Origin of the sequence: Streptococcus sp. LQJ-218 (assembly GCF_003428885.1) — a bacterium.
In the GTDB taxonomy this organism is placed as follows: domain Bacteria; phylum Bacillota; class Bacilli; order Lactobacillales; family Streptococcaceae; genus Streptococcus.
Window position 1 is genome coordinate 1 of record NZ_QQRU01000012.1, and the last position, 19,725, is coordinate 19,725.

The 19,725-nt window shown below is 41.6% G+C and carries 20 protein-coding genes and 2 pseudogenes; 4 read left to right on the top strand and 18 right to left on the bottom strand.

All coding sequences use genetic code 11. The features are described 5' to 3' along the window. Together D2908_RS09570 and mntE are read left to right on the top strand one after the other, a co-directional pair. Positions 1-341: pseudogene (locus tag D2908_RS09570) on the top strand (IS30 family transposase); the annotation flags it as partial. Positions 342-662: 321 nt separating this feature from the next. Then, positions 663-1,856: a CDF family manganese efflux transporter MntE gene (mntE, locus tag D2908_RS09575; protein ID WP_117306680.1), complete on the top strand. Its 1,194-nt coding sequence runs from the start codon at positions 663-665 to the stop codon at positions 1,854-1,856. Between the two features lie 53 nt (positions 1,857-1,909). Here mntE and D2908_RS09580 read toward each other — a convergent pair whose 3' ends face one another. From D2908_RS09580 to cdaA, 9 genes are all read right to left on the bottom strand, one after another. Then, complete coding sequence (locus D2908_RS09580) at positions 1,910-2,521, bottom strand: hypothetical protein (RefSeq protein ID WP_117306682.1); 612 nt, start codon at positions 2,519-2,521, stop codon at positions 1,910-1,912. After that, positions 2,518-4,386, bottom strand: a complete 1,869-nt coding sequence (locus D2908_RS09585; protein WP_117306684.1) for an ABC-F family ATP-binding cassette domain-containing protein — start codon at positions 4,384-4,386, stop codon at positions 2,518-2,520. The genes D2908_RS09580 and D2908_RS09585 overlap by 4 nt, the downstream gene beginning before the upstream one ends. Continuing rightward, positions 4,383-5,582, bottom strand: coding sequence for a CCA tRNA nucleotidyltransferase (locus D2908_RS09590; protein WP_117306686.1), 1,200 nt, complete (start codon positions 5,580-5,582; stop codon positions 4,383-4,385). Before D2908_RS09590 ends, D2908_RS09585 begins: the two co-directional genes overlap by 4 nt. Next, positions 5,579-6,346 (bottom strand): 4-hydroxy-tetrahydrodipicolinate reductase, encoded by a 768-nt coding sequence (gene dapB / locus D2908_RS09595; RefSeq protein ID WP_117306687.1) that lies wholly within the window; start codon positions 6,344-6,346, stop codon positions 5,579-5,581. Before dapB ends, D2908_RS09590 begins: the two co-directional genes overlap by 4 nt. Positions 6,347-6,503: 157 nt before the next feature. Continuing rightward, on the bottom strand, positions 6,504-7,352 hold the full coding sequence (locus D2908_RS09600) for a DegV family protein (RefSeq protein WP_117306689.1): 849 nt from the start codon (positions 7,350-7,352) through the stop codon (positions 6,504-6,506). 1 nt (position 7,353) lies between these two features. Then, on the bottom strand, positions 7,354-7,728 hold the full coding sequence (locus tag D2908_RS09605) for a DUF1149 family protein (protein WP_001050081.1): 375 nt from the start codon (positions 7,726-7,728) through the stop codon (positions 7,354-7,356). A gap of 73 nt (positions 7,729-7,801) precedes the next feature. Further along, positions 7,802-9,154, bottom strand: a complete 1,353-nt coding sequence (gene glmM / locus D2908_RS09610) for a phosphoglucosamine mutase (RefSeq protein ID WP_117306691.1) — start codon at positions 9,152-9,154, stop codon at positions 7,802-7,804. Between the two features lie 23 nt (positions 9,155-9,177). Next, the gene (locus tag D2908_RS09615) at positions 9,178-9,957 is read right to left on the bottom strand and encodes a CdaR family protein (protein ID WP_117306693.1); all 780 of its coding nucleotides are present in this window, start codon (positions 9,955-9,957) and stop codon (positions 9,178-9,180) included. Further along, positions 9,944-10,801: a diadenylate cyclase CdaA gene (gene cdaA / locus D2908_RS09620; protein WP_117306695.1), complete on the bottom strand. Its 858-nt coding sequence runs from the start codon at positions 10,799-10,801 to the stop codon at positions 9,944-9,946. Before cdaA ends, D2908_RS09615 begins: the two co-directional genes overlap by 14 nt. A 138-nt stretch (positions 10,802-10,939) precedes the next feature. Between cdaA and D2908_RS09625 the strand changes: the two genes are divergently transcribed. Beyond that, positions 10,940-11,908, top strand: coding sequence for an NAD(P)/FAD-dependent oxidoreductase (locus tag D2908_RS09625; RefSeq protein ID WP_117306697.1), 969 nt, complete (start codon positions 10,940-10,942; stop codon positions 11,906-11,908). A 33-nt stretch (positions 11,909-11,941) separates the two neighbouring features. Here the strand turns inward: D2908_RS09625 and whiA are convergent, their stop codons facing one another. From whiA to D2908_RS09670, 9 genes are all read right to left on the bottom strand, one after another. Beyond that, on the bottom strand, positions 11,942-12,853 hold the full coding sequence (gene whiA / locus D2908_RS09630; RefSeq protein ID WP_117306699.1) for a DNA-binding protein WhiA: 912 nt from the start codon (positions 12,851-12,853) through the stop codon (positions 11,942-11,944). Next, positions 12,850-13,827, bottom strand: a complete 978-nt coding sequence (locus D2908_RS09635) for a YvcK family protein (protein WP_117306701.1) — start codon at positions 13,825-13,827, stop codon at positions 12,850-12,852. The genes whiA and D2908_RS09635 overlap by 4 nt, the downstream gene beginning before the upstream one ends. Then, entirely contained in the window at positions 13,824-14,714 is an 891-nt protein-coding gene (gene rapZ / locus D2908_RS09640) for an RNase adapter RapZ (protein WP_117306703.1), read from the bottom strand. Before rapZ ends, D2908_RS09635 begins: the two co-directional genes overlap by 4 nt. A gap of 51 nt (positions 14,715-14,765) precedes the next feature. Further along, entirely contained in the window at positions 14,766-15,146 is a 381-nt protein-coding gene (locus tag D2908_RS09645) for a RidA family protein (RefSeq protein ID WP_117306705.1), read from the bottom strand. A 9-nt stretch (positions 15,147-15,155) separates the two neighbouring features. Beyond that, positions 15,156-15,743: a ribosome biogenesis GTP-binding protein YihA/YsxC gene (gene yihA / locus D2908_RS09650; protein ID WP_020900580.1), complete on the bottom strand. Its 588-nt coding sequence runs from the start codon at positions 15,741-15,743 to the stop codon at positions 15,156-15,158. An 8-nt stretch (positions 15,744-15,751) separates the two neighbouring features. Beyond that, on the bottom strand, positions 15,752-16,984 hold the full coding sequence (gene clpX / locus D2908_RS09655; RefSeq protein ID WP_117306707.1) for an ATP-dependent Clp protease ATP-binding subunit ClpX: 1,233 nt from the start codon (positions 16,982-16,984) through the stop codon (positions 15,752-15,754). Positions 16,985-17,015: 31 nt separating this feature from the next. Then, complete coding sequence (locus tag D2908_RS09660) at positions 17,016-17,186, bottom strand: hypothetical protein (protein WP_000442261.1); 171 nt, start codon at positions 17,184-17,186, stop codon at positions 17,016-17,018. Continuing rightward, positions 17,186-17,692, bottom strand: a complete 507-nt coding sequence (locus D2908_RS09665) for a dihydrofolate reductase (RefSeq protein ID WP_117306709.1) — start codon at positions 17,690-17,692, stop codon at positions 17,186-17,188. Before D2908_RS09665 ends, D2908_RS09660 begins: the two co-directional genes overlap by 1 nt. Before the next feature lie 129 nt (positions 17,693-17,821). Beyond that, on the bottom strand, positions 17,822-18,340 hold the full coding sequence (locus tag D2908_RS09670) for a Dps family protein (protein ID WP_165847501.1): 519 nt from the start codon (positions 18,338-18,340) through the stop codon (positions 17,822-17,824). Between the two features lie 270 nt (positions 18,341-18,610). On the opposite strand from D2908_RS09670, the pseudogene D2908_RS10030 reads away from it, so the two are divergent. Beyond that, a pseudogene (locus D2908_RS10030) lies at positions 18,611-19,725 on the top strand (transposase); the annotation flags it as partial.

Consider the following 19,725-nt stretch of genomic DNA (forward strand, 5'->3'; position numbering starts at 1 on the left):
TTGCCAGGGTTGATGATATCGAAATGGATGTGCGAGGAGAGAGTAAGCTTTTCTTTTGTGACCCTAATCGCTCTGACCAGAAAGGGAGAATTGAGAAAAATCACACGCTGATTCGCGACATTCTACCTAAAGGAACTTCCTTTGACAATTTAACACAGGAGGATATTAATCTCGTCTGTTCACATGTCAACAGTGTCAAACGCGCTGCTTTGAATGGAAAGTCAGCCTATGAACTCTTTGCCTTTACTTATGGAGAAGAAATTCCTAAGCTTCTCGGTATTTCTAACATACCTGCAGAAGACGTCTGTCAGTCGTCTAAATTACTCCAACATAAGTTCTAAAAACTAAACTTCAACCCCATTCAAACGTCTCACACTAACTTCCACCATAGTGGAACTTAATCTGAAACGCTTTCAGATGAGGGGATTTTGTGCGCTCTTTTTTTCCATTCGTTTCGGCTACAAAAGCCATGAAATCAAGTATTAGAAAAACCAGTGGAACTTACCCTGACACGGATTTCCACTGGTTTTTACAATTTTTATCAGACTAACTTCCATTTGGATTAGCGGTGGAACTTAGTTTGGGAATTTACCATATTGTTTGAATTTTCCCTTGAAAACCAGTATAATGGTAGAATGCTATGTGACTAGAAAGGAAGTGGAATGAAGCAATCTATCTCAAACCTCAAGTTAGCTGAGCGTGGGGCCATTATCAGTATTTCAACCTATTTGATCTTGTCTGCGGCCAAATTAGCAACTGGTCATCTTCTTCATTCATCCAGTTTGGTAGCCGATGGTTTCAACAACGTATCAGATATTATCGGAAATGTTGCTCTTCTGATCGGGATTCGAATGGCGCGCCAGCCTGCTGACCGAGACCACCGTTTTGGCCACTGGAAGATTGAGGATTTGGCTAGTTTAGTCACTTCCATCATCATGTTTTATGTTGGCTTTGATGTGCTGAGGGATACCATTCAGAAGATTCTCAGTCGTGAAGAAACGGTCATTGATCCTCTTGGTGCAACTCTTGGAATCATTTCTGCAGCAATCATGTTTGTGGTTTATCTCTACAATACTGACCTCAGTAAGAAATCCAACTCCAAGGCACTGAAGGCTGCCGCCAAGGACAATCTTTCTGATGCTGTCACCTCACTTGGTACTAGCATTGCCATCCTAGCCAGCAGTTTCAATTATCCCATTGTGGATAAACTGGTCGCTATCATCATCACTTTCTTTATCTTGAAAACTGCCTATGATATCTTCATCGAGTCTTCCTTTAGCCTTTCAGATGGTTTTGACGACCGTCTGCTTGAGGACTATCAAAAGGCCATCATGGAAATTCCCAAAATCAGCAAGGTTAAATCTCAAAGAGGTCGCACCTACGGCAGCAACATCTACCTGGATATCACGCTGGAGATGAACCCTGACCTGTCTGTTTACGAAAGTCACGAAATTGCGGATCAAGTCGAGTCTATGCTGGAAGAACGCTTTGGTGTTTTTGATACTGATATCCACATTGAACCTGCGCCTATCCCTGAGGATGAAATTTTAGACAATGTCTATAAAAAATTGCTCATGCGTGAACAATTGATTGACCAAGGAAATCAATTGGAAGAACTCCTTACTGAGGACTTTCTCTATATCCGTCAAGATGGAGAGCAGATGGATAAAGAGGCCTATAAGTCTGAAAAAGAACTTAGTGCTGCTATTCAGGATATTCAAATCACTTCCATCAGTCAAAAGACCAAACTCATCAGCTATGAGTTAGATGGTATCATCCACACCAGTATCTGGCGTCGCCACGAAACTTGGCAAAATGTCTTCCACCAGGAAACAAAAAAAGAAGACAAACAGTAACCCTATCCAGTGGATAGGGCTTTTTTGATTAATTCTCTTTAACCTAAACTATCTTATAAGCGTTTGGAAGATTTGGTTTTCGAAGCTTGTTTTGTCTGTTTCCTTGCTTGACGATTTTGTTCAATACGCCATTCTCTTTCATAGTACTTCATGGTCTCGTATACCCTTTCAGGAAGACCTACATCTAGTAGAAAGATAGGGATGATCAAATCTGCTGACTGATGAAAAGGGCAACACCTTCTCTTCAGTAGAGCTAGAAGTGATTGGGATTTCACATTGTCCTTGTTTTTAAAATAAACTTCAATCCGATAGGAATCCCTATACTTCCCTCGAATCCGAGAGAAGGAAAATTCCTCTACATCAGCCCAAGCGTAGAAATGACTGGGTTTCTTTGAATTCGGTTTGTAGTAAAACCCCTTAACTGTACATCTCAAATATTCCTTGTCCAAACTTAAAAGTCTGTAAGTCAGATAAACTACTACTTCACCCAAAAAAAGTAAAACCAGCATAAACAAAAGACTTATCGCATGAAGTTTGCTCCCCTTTTCCGAATACGAATGGAGATAATAGAGAGGTAATAAGAAGAAAAGCACCGAAGCTAGGCCAAACAAGGCATTCCAAATGATTTTTTTTGGACTACGTTTAATGACTTTTTCTTCCATCATGCCAACTCACTTAAATATTCATAGCGTTCGTATTTTTCCAGCAAGGCTTCATTCTTCTCGTCTAGTTCTTTTTGAAGAGTAGCCAGTTTGCCAAAGTCAGAACCATTGGCCTGCATCTCCTCTTCAATCGCAGCGATACGGTTTTCCAAGGCTTCAATATCACCTTCAATACTTGCCCACTCCTGCTTTTCTTGGTAGGTCATGCGTTTTTTCTCTTCACGGACCTTAACCACTTTCTCCTTTTCAGCCTTTTGACTTTGCGTTAATGCTTCTGTTTCAAAGGCCTTTTCATCAAGATAGTCAGTGTAATGTCCGAAGAAAGGACGAATCTTGCCATCTTCAAAAGCGAGAATCTTGTTCACTACCTTATCCAAGAAATAACGGTCGTGACTAACGGTCAAAACTGGACCAGCAAAGCCTTGCAAGAAATTCTCCAAAACTGTCAAGGTTGCAATGTCTAGGTCATTAGTTGGCTCATCCAAGAGGAGAACATTGGGTTTTTCGAGGAGTAGTTTAAGGAGATAAAGACGCTTCTTCTCTCCACCTGATAGCTTCTCAATCAAGGTTCCGTGAGTTGAGCGTGAGAAAAGGAACTGCTCCAGCAACTCTGCAATTGAAGTCGTAGAACCACCGCTGGTCTTGACTTCTTCTGCCACTTCCTGCAAATAATTGATAACCCGCTTGCTTTCATCCAAGCCTTCGATTTGCTGAGAGAAATAGGCGATGCGAACCGTTTCGCCGATGATAACTTGTCCATCAGTTGGTTCAAGACTTCCTGCAATGAGGTTAAGAAGGGTTGACTTCCCAACACCGTTATCCCCAACGATTCCGATACGATCCTTAGCTTGTACCAAAAGGTTAAAATCTTGCAAAATAGGCTTGTTTTCATAGGCAAAAGAAACATTCTTAAACTCGATGACCTTTTTACCGATACGACTGGTTTCAAAGTTCATGGTCAAGTCTGTTTCAGCAATGCCACCTGAAACTTCCTTTTTCAGATCATGGAATCGATTGATACGAGCCTGCTGCTTGGTCGCACGCGCCTGAGGTTGTCTGCGCATCCAGGCCAATTCTTGCTTATAAAGTTGTTCCTTCTTGTGGAGAAGAGCTGCATCCCGCTCGTCCTGATCCGCCTTAAGGCGAACATAGTCCTGATAATTACCCTGATACTCGGTCAAGCCTGCTCGATCTAATTCGAAAATCCGTGTAGATAAAGCGTCCAAGAAATAGCGATCATGGGTGATAAAGAGGACGGTTTTCTTGGAATTTTTTAAAAAGAGAGTCAGCCACTCAATAGTTGCAATATCCAGATGGTTGGTTGGCTCATCCAAAAGCAAAAGGTCGTGATTTCCTAGCAGCACTTGTGCCAACTGAACCCGTCTTCTTAGACCACCAGACAATTCCCCAACAGGAGTCGACAAATCCTGGATTCCCAGCTTGCTAAGAACGGTCTTGACCTGGCTCTCAATTTCCCAAGCTTGGAGGGAGTCCATTTCTGCCATAACCCGTTCTAGACGCGCTTGCTTGTCCTCACTGTAGTTGAGCATAAGAAGTTCATACTCACGAATGAGCTGGATTTCCTTGAGGTCACTGGATAGAACCGTATCCAAGACCGTCTTGCTATCATCAAAATCTGGGTCCTGGGTTAAGTAGCCAATTTTGTAATCATTTTTTGCCGAAAAAGGGCTTATGTCACCATCAAAACCTGAAACACCAGAAAGAACATCCAAAAGGGTGGTCTTTCCTGTTCCATTGACACCGATAAGACCGATTCTATCCAAGTCATGGATGATAAAGGAAATATCCTTAAAAACGGTCTTGTCACCGACGGATTTACTTAGTTTTTCAACGATAAAATCACTCATTTTTTCTCCCTCAAGTAAGCATGAATGGCTTGACGGTCATTTTCCAATTCTCCATCGACAATGGCATACTCAATCTCTGTTAAAATTTCTCCCATTTCTGGTCCTGGCTGACAGCCATATTCTTTGATCAAAATCCCACCATTGATTTGAATTTCTTTCTTATCATGGATGGTTAAGCTGTGGTATGTCTCTTCGATAGCCTGTGGATTGACTTCTTTTCCTTGAGCCTGACGAAGATTTTCAGCCTGTAAAAGCAAATCTAGTTCAAAACGGTAACAATCACGCTTACTTAGTTCCCCTTCTTCACGAAGTTCTAAGATCGTAAGTAAATCTTGAATTTGCCTAGCGAATTGACGCGAAGTTTTCCAATGTTTCAAAAATTGTTGAGCATCTTCCACTTCTAAAACCCATAAAAGTGCAGCCCAGGCTTGTTCAGAAGATTCAAAGGTAAAATCAGCATCTAAGTCAAATAAAGATTGGAGGTTCTCCTGACTACCAGCCATATCCGGAAGATGATCATAAGCTTGACTCTCAATCATGGAAGCCAAACCCCTTCTCCAAAAGGGAGCCAGCAAAAGTTTATCAAACTCGACAAAGGTACGCTCCACAGAAATTTTTTCCAAAAGTGGCGTCAGGGTCTTCATAGCTTTAAAGGTTTCTGACTCAAGCTCAAAGCCAAGACTGGCCTGAAAACGGAATCCACGCATAATCCGCAAAGCATCTTCGTTGAAACGCTCACTAGCTACACCAACTGCTCGTAAAACTTGATTTTCTAGATCTCTCAAACCATCGAACAAATCAATGATTTTTCCCATCTCATCCAAGGCAAAGGCATTGACTGTGAAATCACGGCGTTTGAGGTCCTCTTCTAACGAACGAACAAAGGAAACTGAACTTGGTCTACGGTAGTCTACATAGACATCCTCAGTTCTAAAAGTGGTTACTTCGTATTCTTCATCTCCGTCTAAAACCAAAACTGTTCCGTGCTCAATGCCAATGTCAGCTGTCCGTGGAAAAATCTGCTTGGTCTCTTCTGGATAAGATGAAGTCGCAATATCCACATCATGGATGGGACGATGGAGTAAGGCATCCCTAACAGAGCCTCCAACAAAATAAGCTTCAAAGCCTGCTTCTTTAATTTTTTCTAATACTGGTAAAGCCTTCTGAAATTCAGAAGGCATTTGTGTTAATCTCATAATAAGTGTTCTAATCCATAGACAAGCTCATGACGCTTGACAACTTCTTTGATTCCCAAATTCACCCCTGTCATGAAGGAGCTACGATCATAGGAGTCATGACGTAGGGTCAATCCTTCTCCCTGATTTCCAAAAATAACTTCCTGATGAGCTACTAAACCTGGCAAGCGAACTGAGTGGATCCGCATGCCATCAAAGTCGGCACCACGAGCTCCAGTAATGAGTTCTTCCTCATCACTAGCACCTTGCTGGATAGACTCACGAACTTGAGCCATCAATTCCGCTGTTTTGATAGCTGTTCCGCTCGGAGCATCTTTTTTCTTGTCATGATGAAGCTCGATAATCTCCACATTTGGGAAGTATTTTGCAGCTTGTGCCGCAAATTGCATGAGCAAGACAGCACCCAGGGCAAAATTTGGAGCAATCAAACCACCCAAGTTTTTAGAACGAGAAAATTCTTTTAGTTCTGCAATTTCTTCACTAGTAAAACCTGTTGTTCCAACTACTGGAGCAAAGCCATTTTCAAGAGCAAAGCGTGTATTCTCATAGGCAACAGCTGGTGTTGTAAAGTCAACCCATACATCTGCCTCAAGACCTGTCAAATCATTCTTATCATTGAATACAGGAATTCCCTGCCATTCTGACTCAGACTCAAAAGGATCCAAAACTGCTACCAGTTCAAGTTCTGGATCAGCCAAGACCATCTGACAAGCAGCCTGGCCCATCCTCCCCTTAAAACCAGCAATAATTACTCGAATGCTCATCTCAATCTCTACTCCTATTTAAGATACAAAGGACGTTAGCTGCCCATGAAAAATAGGGAATGGCGCTGACTTTCCACGAAAGGCAAGACAGGCATCTTTTTTCAAGAGGCAGGTAGTCCGTGTTCAATTTCTAAGATACAAAGCCTGTAAGAACAATCTAGACGATTGGTGTATAACCTAAAGCAATACTTCCTTCTCCCAGGTGAGTCCCAATAACACTACCGAAGGTTGCAATTGAAACATCTGTAGCCACTCCACTATCGATTAAAAGCTGGCGCAAATCTGCTGCTTTTTGAGGAGCATTCCCGTGAATGACAGTAATATGGTAATTCCCATTAGCTATTGCTTCTTTACCAATTTCAACTAAGCGTTTTGTAGCCTTTTTCTCTGTACGAACCTTTTCATATACTTCTATCGCACCTTGGTCATTGAAGTATAGGATTGGCTTGATACTAAGGAGATTCCCCAAAATAGCCGCACCATTAGAGAGTCGTCCCCCCTTAACTAGATGGTCAAGATCATCCACCATGATAAAGGCTGCGGTATTTTCAATCTGTTCAGTTACTCTATCTAAGATAGACTCAAAGCCATCTCCTTGGTCTGCCCATTTTAAGACACTCTCAACCATATAGCCTAGAGGAGCGCTTGTAATACGGGTATCAGGAAAGGCAATGGTTAAGCCCTCATAATCATCGACCATATACTGGATATTTTGGTAAAACCCTGAAATTCCAGAAGATAGGAAAAGTCCCAAAGCGTGTGTATAACCTTGTTCTTTGAGAGAAGTTAGAATCTCATCTAACTTGGCAATACTTGGTTGACTGGTCTTAGGCAATTCAGAAGCCTGAGCCATTTTTTGGTAAAACTCCTCAGCAGTCAGATTGATACCTTCGACATACTCTTCACCATCAATATTGACAGGAATATCCAAGACAAATAAATCTTCTTTTTGCAAGGTCTCTGCACTGAGATAGGCAGAGGAATCTGTGATAACAGCTAATTTCATATTAGAACTCCAAATTGATTCCTGGTAAGTCTAATGCAATTTCAGTTACTTCGTAAGTCAAACGGTTGAGCATGTTCAAACATGGACGAGCCAAGGTTTCAACTTCTTCTTGGTTCAATTCACTGGGTTCGTTAACAATACGGCCATCGATATGGTTCACTTGTGAAATGGTTCCACTGATGACAAATTTATCAAATACAATCATAAAACTCAAGACAACAATCAAGGAAGTCACTTGATTTTCTTGATCATGTTGAATCAATTGGAAGTTCACATCCACCTTAGTTTCAGGAGCTCCATTTTCATTTTCCCATTCAAAATTGCGCGCATCAAAATGATACTGACTAACAAATTCTTGTTCACGTTTAAGATTCATGTCTTTCTCCCTCGGCTACAATATTATAAGCTATTGTACCATAATTTTTTATTTTCATCTAGTTTTCTAGGATTTAGTCAATCCCGATTTCAGCTCGAACTACGTCAGCGATGGTATCAACATAATAGTCTACTTCTTCTGTTGTAGGTGCTTCTGCCATAACACGCAAAAGGGGCTCTGTTCCACTTGGGCGCACAAGGATACGGCCATTCCCTGCCATTTCTTCTTCCATCTTCTCGATGATAACCTTGATAGCTGGTACTTCCATAGCCTTTTCCTTCATGGCATTTTCCACTCGGATATTGACCAATTTTTGTGGATAAATGGTTACTTCTGCTGCCAACTCTGATAAGCTCTTACCTGTTTCTTGCATGATCTTAGTCAATTGAACTGCTGAAAGTTGACCATCACCTGTTGTATTGTAATCCATCAAGATGACATGACCAGACTGTTCACCACCAAGGTTGTAGCCTGATTTTCTCATTTCTTCAACAACATAGCGGTCACCAACTGCAGTAACTGCCTTGTTAATACCTTCGCGGTCCAAGGCCTTGTGGAAACCAAGGTTAGACATCACAGTTGTCACAATTGTATTTTGGGCCAATTGTCCTTTTTCAGAAAGGTATTTTCCGATGATGTACATAATCTTGTCGCCATCAACGATATCTCCATTTTCATCAACAGCAATCAAACGGTCACTGTCTCCGTCAAAGGCCAAACCAATAGCTGAGCCACTTTCTCTGACTACTTCTTGAAGAGCTTCTGGGTGGGTTGAGCCAACGTTCAAGTTGATATTAAGGCCATCTGGAGTTTCCCCGATAACTGTCAACTGAGCTCCAAGGTCCGCAAATATTTGACGAGCACTTGTTGCAGCTGCTCCGTTAGCAGTGTCCAAGGCAACCTTCATTCCTTCAAGAGGAGTTCCAGTTGAAACAAGATAGGCTTCATACTTACGTAAACCTTCTGGGTAGTCAACAACCGTACCCAAGCCTTCTGCACTTGGACGTGGGAGAGTATCTTCACTGGCATCTAGCAAGGCTTCGATTTCTGCTTCTTTGTCATCGTCTAGTTTAAAGCCATCACCACCAAAGAATTTGATTCCATTATCAAGGGCTGGGTTGTGACTAGCTGAAATCATGACACCTGCGCTTGCACCTCCTGTTTTAACAAGATAAGCTACTGCTGGTGTTGCAAGAACTCCAAGCTTATAAACGTGAATGCCAACTGAAAGGAGACCAGCAATCAAAGCTGCTTCAAGCATTTGACCTGAGATGCGAGTGTCACGTCCTACAAAAACTTTTGGTGCTTCAGTTGTATGTTGACTGAGAACATAACCTCCAAAACGTCCCAATTTAAAAGCTAATTCTGGCGTTAATTCTACGTTAGCTTCTCCACGGACTCCATCAGTCCCAAAATATTTACCCATTTTATAAAATCCTTTTTCTATTTTTAATTCGTTTTTGAACTAGTCGCTTTCGTTGACGAAGATGTCTCCGATGAACTGCTTGTAGTTGAATTTGATGTGCTTGAACTTGGTGCTACTGGTTTTGTAGTCACCTTCATTGTTGTATCGAACGGAGTGATCACTGCTGGTAAAACAACACCATTGCGGTCAATTGCTTGCAAAGGTACTGAACCACTGTAATTACCTGTTATGTGTTCGCTGGTTGGTAAAAGTGCAATAACTTTGTCAATCTTAACTAATGTTTCTTGGTCAGTTGTGACAGAAACCCGTTCATTTGATACAGTTATACTATCAATTTGTATCTTGGGATCAATCTGACTTTGGTCAACTTGTGGCACAACAATCATTCCATCACGCTTAACCTTCTTCCCAACTTTCACTGTAATCTTTTGAGGCGTTGCCACAGCAGTCATTCCATTTGGAAGATTTTCAATATTCAAGGGAACTTCAATCGTTCCAACACTAGCATCTGTCAAATCCGCTGTGACCTTAAACTTACGAGTACTTTCCTGCATTTCGCTGGCCAAGGTCACACGATTGGCACCTGTCAGCACAACTGAAACCTCTGATGCAAATCCACTTATGAAATACTGGTCATTATCATAGTGAATATCGATAGGAACGTTCGTTATCGTATTGGTGTAGGTTTCTGATTTGACCTGCCTTGCGGTATTGCTATTTTGAAAGTTAGTTGACGTTGCATAGATGAATAAGACACAAGCAAAAAAGAGAGATGAAATGATATATAAACTATTTTTTCTCATATTTCCAACCTCCTAGCAAACGATCCTTGAAACTATCTTTTTCCTCAACAGCTGGCAAAAGAATTGTTCGTAGCTCTGCTTCAAATTCTTCAATCGTCAAATCATGCTTGAAGACCCCATTGTAAGTAATCGAAATACCACCTGTTTCCTCTGAGACGATGAAGGTCAAGGCATCGGACACTTCAGATAAACCAATCGCCGCCCGGTGTCTGGTCCCAAATTTCTTGGAAATCCCTGTGCTTTCTGTTAAGGGCAGATAAGCAGAGGTGACTGCAATTCGATTTCCTCTGATAATCACAGCACCATCATGTAGCGGAGTGTTGGGGATAAAGATATTAATAAGGAGTTCAGCTGAAATATTAGCATCCAAGGGAATTCCTGTAGCAATATATTCTTGCAAGGTCCGAACTCGTTGGATGGCAACCAGGGCACCAATCTTACGAGGACTCATATATTCAACCGACTTGACAAAGGCACGAATCATTTGCTCCTCTGCACTAATTTGAGTAGTAGAAAAGAAATCTGTCGCCCTTCCCAAACGTTCCAAACCAGTCCGAATCTCTGGAGAGAAGATAACAACTGCAGCGATGACTCCATAAGTGATAATCTGATTAATCAACCAAGAAATCGTTGTTAAACCAAGGATATTGGCCACAACCTGGGCCAATACAAAGATCACGACCCCCCGCACCAAAATCATAATCTTGGTGCCAGCTATCGCTTTTGTAAAACGATATAAAATATAGGTCACAATCAAAATATCAAACACATTGATAGCAATACTCCAAGGGCTAGAAAACAAGCTAGTCCAATATTGTAGATTGGATAATTGTTGAAAGTTCATCTGCTGTCTCCTCTCTGTTCAAACACGTTCCTCTCTATTATACCATTTTTCTGGCATTTTTTTACCTATCCTACTTCATTTTAAATTAAGGAAAAATATGATAAAATTAACTGAATAGAATAAAACAAAGGAGAAACCATGTCTCAACTCTATGATATCACTATTGTAGGTGGCGGTCCTGTCGGGCTTTTTGCAGCCTTTTATGCCCACCTACGCCAAGCCAAGGTCCAAATCATCGATTCTCTTCCCCAACTAGGTGGACAACCTGCTATTCTCTACCCTGAAAAGGAAATTTTAGACGTACCGGGATTCCCAAACTTGACTGGAGAAGAGTTGACCAACCGCTTAATTGAACAGCTAAAAGGCTTTGACACCCCTACTCATCTCAATGAAACGGTTCTTGAGATTGAAAAACAAGAAGAAGGCTTTGTCATTACAACTTCTAAAGGAAGTCATCTATCAAAAACTGTTATCATCGCAATGGGTGGCGGCGCCTTCAAACCACGTCCGCTGGAGCTAGAAGGCGTTGAGGGCTATGAAAATATCCACTACCACGTTTCCAACATCCAGCAATACGCTGGTAAGAAAGTAACGATTCTTGGTGGGGGAGACTCCGCTGTGGATTGGGCTTTGGCTTTTGAAAAAATCGCACCAACTACCCTTGTTCACCGCAGAGATAATTTCCGCGCCTTGGAACACAGTGTCCAAGCATTGCAAGAATCATCTGTAACCATCAAGACACCATTCGTCCCTAGCCAACTCCTTGGAGATGGAAAAACACTCGATAAATTAGAAATCACAAAAGTAAAATCTGATGAAACCGAAACGATCGACCTAGACCACCTCTTTGTCAACTATGGTTTCAAATCTTCTGTCGGTAACCTTAAAAACTGGGGTCTGGACCTCAACCGCCACAAGATTATCGTCAATAGCAAGCAAGAATCCAGCCAAGCAGGTATCTATGCTATCGGTGACTGCTGCTACTATGACGGAAAGATCGACTTGATTGCGACAGGACTTGGAGAAGCACCAACCGCTGTCAACAATGCCATCAACTACATCGACCCTGAGCAAAAAGTACAACCAAAACACTCTACTAGTTTATAAAAAAGAACCACGAGTCACATAGGATTCGTGGTTTTATAATTCATCGGCTAATTTGTTTATCTTTCTTAGTCTGTGGTTGAGACCACTTTTTGTAAGGGGAGTGCTGAGACTATCTGCTAACTGCTGGATAGAGTAGTCTGGGTGCTGAATCCGCAAGCGAGCTACTTCCTGCAAATCCACTGGCAAATTCTCTAGTCCCATGACATCTTTAATTTTGCTGATATTGTTGATGGTCTTCATGCTGGCAGAAACTGTCCGAGCAATATTCGCTGTTTCAGCATTATTGGCCCGATTGAGGTCGTTACGGGTTTCTCGTAAAATCTTAACTCGCTCAAAATCATCACGCGCCTGCATAGCTCCGATTACTATCAAGAAGTCCATAATATCTTCGGCTCGCTGGAGATAGGTCACAGCTCCCTTCTTGCGCTCAAGCACCTTAGCATCTAGTAAAAACTGCTGGAGAAGGGAGGCAAGCCCTTGCGCGTGGTCCAGATATACAGAACTGATTTCCAACTGGTACTTGCCAGACTCAGGGTCACGAATGCTGCCATTTGCCAAGAAGGCACCACAAAGATAGGCACGACCAGCTTCCTCATCCGATAAAATCGCCTCATCAATACCCGTTTCTAGGCCAAAGAAGGAGTCTGCCAAGTGCAAATCACTCAATAAGTCCTGCACCTTTTCATCTGTAAATACAGTATAGACGCGATTCTTGCGAAGATTACTTCTTTGGTGGTGGCGAATTTCCGATTTGATTTCATAAAAATGGAGAAAGGACTCATAGAGGTGACGGGCCAGCTTGGCATTTTCTGTCACGACTGACAAGGTCAAGCCCGAAGTCGAGAGACCGATACTGCCAGACATCTTGATAATGGCAGATAATTCATGCCGGCTCAAATGGTGCTGACCTAGGATTTCTTCTTTTACTGCTACTGTGAAACTCATTTTCTCACCTGTATGATGCGCATCAATTCATCCACAATCAAATCCCCATCGTGGAAAGCTCCTCCATTTTCCAAACGAAGGAAGTTGGATGAAATCACGCGCGGAACTTGCTTACTAAGACCAGCAAAATCGTGTTCCACCTGCACCAAGTATTCATCAAATCGATTGGAATCCATGTATTCCTGAGGCACTTTTTCGATATTCACCAAGACAGTGTTGATAAAAGGTCGGCCAAGGTGACGATGCAAGACCTCCACGTGGTCACTATCTGTAAAGTGTTCCGTCTCTCCACGTTGGGTCATGATATTGCAGACATAGGCGATTTCTGCTTTGGTTTCCAAAAGCGCCTGCCCAATTTCCTTGATCACGATATTGGGTAAAATCGAGGTAAAGAGGGAACCGGGTCCAAGGACAATCATGTCACTTTCAAGAATGGTCTGCACTACTCGACGGCTAGCTAGAGGCGTATCATCGTTGAAGGTATTGGTCACATAGACATGATCAATCATACCTGGATGGTCTGCAATATGACTCTCTCCAGCCACTTCTGTCCCATCCTGAAAGACTGCATGCAGGGTCAAAGGATGGTCACTAGAAGGATAAATCTTCCCAGTTGTATGGAAGAATTTGCTCAGTAACTGCATGGCATTATAGGTTGAACGCTGCATTTCTGACAGACCAGCGATAATGAGATTTCCCAATGGATGACCAGCAAAGGCTCCTGCATCCTCAGAAAAGCGGTATTGAAAAACCTTCTCATAGAACTTTGGCATATCTGACATGGCCACAAGGACATTACGAAGATCGCCTGGCGGTGTCAACTGCTGCATATTTTTACGTAGTTCACCTGATGAACCACCGTCATCTGCCACCGTTACGATAGCAGCGATTTCCACATCTTTTTCACGCAGACTTTTAAGAATGACGGGGATCCCAGTACCTCCACCAATCACCGTTATCTTTGGTTTTCTCATGAACGGTTTACCGTTTCCTTTCTTCGGTCTTTATCGCGATGCCCCTCATTGACAGGCCAAGTCTTGGATAAGTCTTGCGCCAAGCGTTTAGCAAAGGCTACACTACGGTGTTGTCCACCGGTACAACCCATAGCAATGGTCAAAACTGACTTACCTTCCTTTTGGTAACTTGGCAGAATTGGCTCAATCAAGGCCAATAAATGCTGATAAAAATCTTCTGACTCAGGATGATTCATGACATAGTCATAAACTGGTTCATCCACACCCGTTTGATTACGTAGTTCTGGTAGGTAGTAAGGATTTGGCAGGAATCGGACATCAAAGACCAAATCCGCATCAATCGGGATTCCATATTTAAAGCCAAAAGACATGACTTCGATACGGAAAGTCTGGGCTTGTTCTTGATCTGAAAAATGCTCTGCAATGGTTTTACGTAGTTCACGCGGAGTTAACTCTGTTGTGTCTACTACGTTTTGACTCATATTTTTCAAAGGTGCCAAAAGTTCGCGTTCTAACTTGATGCCATCCAAGATACGACCATCTGCTGCCAGAGGGTGACTTCTTCTAGTTTCCTTATAGCGTGCCACCAATTCCTTATCTGCTGCATCCAAAAAGAGGATTTTAAAGTCTAAATCATCTTGGTTTTCCAATTCATCCAAGACAGCCTGAATCTCTGAGAAGAAAGAACGACTACGCATGTCCACCACTAGGGCTAACTTGTGGTCATCATCCTTGGTCTCTACCAACTGTAAAAACTTTGGTAAGAGGGCTGGTGGCATATTATCGATTGTAAAATAGCCTAAATCCTCAAAGGATTGAATGGCTACAGTTTTTCCTGCACCACTCATCCCTGTCACAATCACCAAGTGAAGTTGTTTCTTTGTCATCTTTTTCTCCTTATATCAAAAGAAGTTTGGCAACACCAAACTTCAACTAGCTTATCCAATCTCTGCGATGACTTCAACTTCGACTTTTACATCACGAGGAAGACGAGCCACCTCCACAGCAGAACGAGCTGGAAATTCCTCTTTAAAGGCCGTTTGGTAAACCTCGTTAAAAGGTACAAAATCGTTCATATCGCTTAAGAAGCAAGTCGTTTTAACAACATGATCAAAATCTGTTCCTGCTTCAGTCAAAATAGCACCGATGTTTTTCAAGACTTGTTCTGTCTGTTCTTGGATTGTTTCTCCTACGATTTCTCCAGTTTCAGGAGATAGGGGAACTTGACCGCTAGCAAACAAAAGATTACCAACGATTTTCCCTTGAACATATGGTCCGATAGCCTTTGGGGCCTTATCTGTATGAATTGTTTTTGCCATTTGTATTCCTCACAATTTTTCTAAGATTGCATCCCAAGCTTGATCCATCCCTGCCTTGCTGACGGATGAAAAGAGGATGAAGTCGTCACTTGGATCAAAGTTTAATTTCTTTTTGATTGCTGATTCGTGCTTGTTCCATTTACCACGAGGAATCTTGTCCGCCTTAGTCGCAACGATGATAACCGGAATCTCATAATACTTGAGAAATTCGTACATCTGGACATCATCTGCTGATGGGTCATGACGAAGATCAACGAGACTGACCACCGCACGGAGATTTTCCCGAGTCGTTAGGTACTCTTCAATCATACGCCCCCACTTTTCACGTTCCTTTTTGGAAACGCGGGCATAGCCATAACCAGGCACATCCACAAAGCGCATCTTGTCGTCAATGTTAAAAAAATTAAGAAGCTGGGTTTTCCCAGGTTTTCCTGATGTACGAGCGAGATTCTTACGGTTTAGCATGGTGTTGATAAAGCTAGACTTGCCAACATTGGATCGTCCTGCAAGGGCAATCTCTGGCAGTTCATCCTGCGGATAGTGGGATTTATTGGCCGCACTGAGCAAGATTTCTGCATTGTGTGTATTAAGTTCCATGGTCACCTCTAGGCTGTTTCTAGGATTGGTTTATCCGTTCCATCGACAGCTTCTTTTGTGATGCGGACCAATTTCACATTTTCCTGACTCGGTACTTCAAACATAACGTCCAGCATGGTTTCTTCGATAATAGAGCGAAGACCACGCGCACCGGTCTTACGTTCGATGGCCTTATTAGCAATCTCTTGAAGGGCTTCGTCGTCAAATTCCAACTCGACATCATCATAAGAAAGCAAGGCCTGGTATTGTTTGACCAAAGCATTTCGTGGCTCTTTCAAGATACGAACCAGGTCATCAACAGTCAATTGCTCCAGAGCCGCAAAGACAGGCAAGCGTCCAATCAACTCAGGGATAATCCCAAATTTTTGAATATCTTCTGCAATGATTTCTTGCATGTAAGAACTGTTTTCGTCAATGGTCTTGTTGTTTTGTCCGAAACCAATGACTTTTTTACCCAAACGCTGTTTGACAATTTCTTCGATTCCATCAAAGGCACCACCCACGATAAAGAGGATATTCTTAGTGTCCACTTGAATCATTTCTTGTTGTGGATGTTTACGTCCGCCTTGAGGAGGTACGCTAGCTACAGTTCCTTCGATAATCTTGAGGAGGGCTTGTTGCACCCCTTCCCCAGAAACATCACGTGTAATAGATACGTTCTCGCTCTTCTTAGCAATCTTGTCAATTTCATCCACGTAGATAATGCCACGCTCTGCACGTTCGATGTTAAAATCAGCAGCTTGCAAGAGTTTGAGGAGGATATTTTCCACGTCCTCACCCACATAACCAGCTTCCGTCAAGGCTGTCGCATCTGCAATCGCAAATGGAACATTCAAACTTCTAGCAAGGGTTTGAGCAAGGAAAGTTTTCCCTGAACCAGTTGGGCCAATCATCAAGATGTTTGACTTCTGCAAATCCACATCTTCTGACTCTTCGCGTGTATCATGGAAATTGATGCGTTTGTAGTGGTTATAAACTGCAACTGCCAAAGCACGTTTGGCACGATCTTGACCGATTACATAGTGGTTCAAGATATTGAGAAGTTCGATTGGTTTTGGTACCTCAGACAAGTCTGCCAAGACTTCCTCAGCCAACTCCTCCCGAATGATTTCCTGAGCCAACTCTACACATTCATTACAGATAAAGGCGTTGTTGCCTGCGATTATTTTTTGTACTTCTTCTTGGCTTTTGCCACAAAATGAGCAATAAACCATCATATCATTATTCCTATTTGTAGGCATGATTTCCTTCCGTTCTATTCTATCATTCTATCTAAAATAAGGTCATGTAAAAAGCATGAACACTATTGACCAAATTGGTAAATGCATTTAACCAGAGCAGGACAGAAAGTCCATAACGCTTTTTACGAAAAGCCTGTGCTCCTGCAAGTAAGCAGACTAAACACAGCATGGCTGTGAAAAAACCAAATATACTACGTTCCATTAGACTTCCTTTCTCTTACGGTATTGGATGGTAAAATCATAAGGATTTTTCTCATCTTTGGCGTAAAATTTGCTTGAAACTGTCTCAAAAAGGGACAAGTCAAACTCTTCAGGGAAATAAGTATCTCCTTCCACCCGGGCATGGATTTGAGTGACAATTACTTCATCCAAATAAGGTTCAAAAGCCTGAAAAATCTGCTTTCCACCAATAATAAAGAGATTCTTTTCTTGAGCTTGATACCAGTCGAGAACAGACTGGACATCCTGAAAAGTAGCAACCCCATCTATCTTTTCTTCTGGATTACGAGTCAAAATCAGAATCTCCCGTTTTGGAAGCAAGCGACGCCCCATCCCATCAAAGGTCACACGCCCCATCAAGATAGCATGATTCAGAGTTGTTTCTTTGAAGTGTTGCAGTTCTGCTGGTAAATACCAAGGCAGACGATTATCCTTACCAATCACACCCTCTTCATCCTGGGCCCAAATAGCTACAATTTTCTTAGTCATGCTTCCATCCTTTTCACTGATAGTACTATTTTAACAAAAAACTCAAAAAAAGACTGGTTTGGAATAGCCTACAGAATAGAAAAATCTGTAAGAAACTTCTTACAGATTTATATATATTGCTATTATTTCTTACAAACCAGGTGCTTGTCCTAATTCTGCTTCAAGCATCCAAACTGTTTTTTCAAGATCAGTATTAGCGCCCACGAAGATATCATTTGTAACATCATCGCCTTCTTCATCTGTTATATCCAAAGCTTTTTGGAAAAGAGTGATGAGATAACGATAAATTTCAAGGACACGTTCCAAACTTTCTTCAACATTACGATATTCACCAGCTTCTTCTTCAATTTCACTGTTTTGAAGGAATTCTGTCAAAGTAGAGTATGGTTTCCCACCAAGTGTAATCAAGCGTTCGCTGATTTCATCTAGGTAACCGTCAATGCTATCCATATATTCATCCATCTTAGGATGCCATACCATAAAACCACGTCCACGCATGTACCAGTGTACTTGATGAAGAGCAATATGAGCTACATACAAATCTGCTACTGCTTGATTCAAAATTTTCTTTGTATTTACAAGCACTTCAGCTGCTGGTTTAGATAATGTTGCTACGTCTTTTACTGCTTCTTTTTTCAATTCTACCATTCTTCTTACCTCGTTCATTATTTTTTTATAAGCACTTCTTAGTGTTTACTCTTTTAGTATACTACTTAGAAAAACCAATAGCAAGCCAAACGACTTACATGAGAAAAGTTGCAATAGACTGATAATTTAAGAATTTTTTAGAATAAAAGGCTCTATAATATTTGTAGTGGGTAAATCCCCTATAGATATTATAGAGCCTATTTTGTGTAGAAAAAAAGTCCCATATGACCTATAATGAAAAACAACCAAACCATCATTAGAAAGAATCATATGGAACAATTACATTTTATCACAAAACTGCTCGATATTAAAGACCCAAACATCAAGATTCTAGATATCATCAATAGGAATACACACAAGGAAATCATCGCTAAATTGTACTATAAAGCTCCATCTTGTCCTGATTGCGGAAGTCAAATGAAGAAATATGACTTTCAAAAACCGTCTAAGATCCCTTACCTCGAAACAACTGGTATGCCTACTAGAATTCTCTTGAAAAAGCGTCGATTCAAGTGCTATCACTGTTCAAAAATGATGGTGGCTGAGACTCCTCTAGTAAAGAAAAATCATCAAATCCCTCGTATCATCAACCAAAAGATTGCCCATAAGCTGATTGAAAAGACTTTTATGACCGATATTGCTCATCAACTGTCTATTTCAACTTCAACTGTTATTCGCAAGCTCAATGACTTCCGTTTTAAGCATGATTTTTCTCGCCTTCCTGAGATTATGTCCTGTGACGTTGAAACAGTCAGGGGAGTGACTGTTTCAATCGGGAGATGAAGATGAGTTTCGTTGCACAAGATTTTGACAAACTCACTATCATCACTGTTCTTGAAGGCAGAACACAAGCTGTCATCCGAAATCACTTTCTTCGCTACGATAGAGCCGTTCGTTGTCAGGTGAAAATCATTACGATGGATATGTTTAGCCCATACTATGACTTGGCTAAGCAGCTTCGCTTTCAAATTTCTAGGCTCAGCCTGAAACAGTCTCCCAGACTGTTTCACTCCCGAATGCAAAAATTGTACTTGATCGCTTTCACATTGTGCAACATCTTAGCCGTGCTATGAGTCGTGTGCGTGTCCAAATCATGAATCAGTTTGAACGAAAATCTCATGAATACAAGGCTATCAAGCGTTACTGGAAACTCATCCAACAGGATAGTCGTAAATTGAGCGATAAACGTTTTTATCGCCCTACTTTTCGCATGCACTTAACAAATAAAGAAATTCTAGACAAGATTTTAAGCTATTCAGAAGACTTGAAACACCACTATCAGATCTATCAACTCTTACTTTTTCACTTTCAGAACAAAGACCCTGAGAAATTTTTCGGACTCATTGAGGACAATCTGAAGCAGGTTCATCCTATTTTTCAGACTG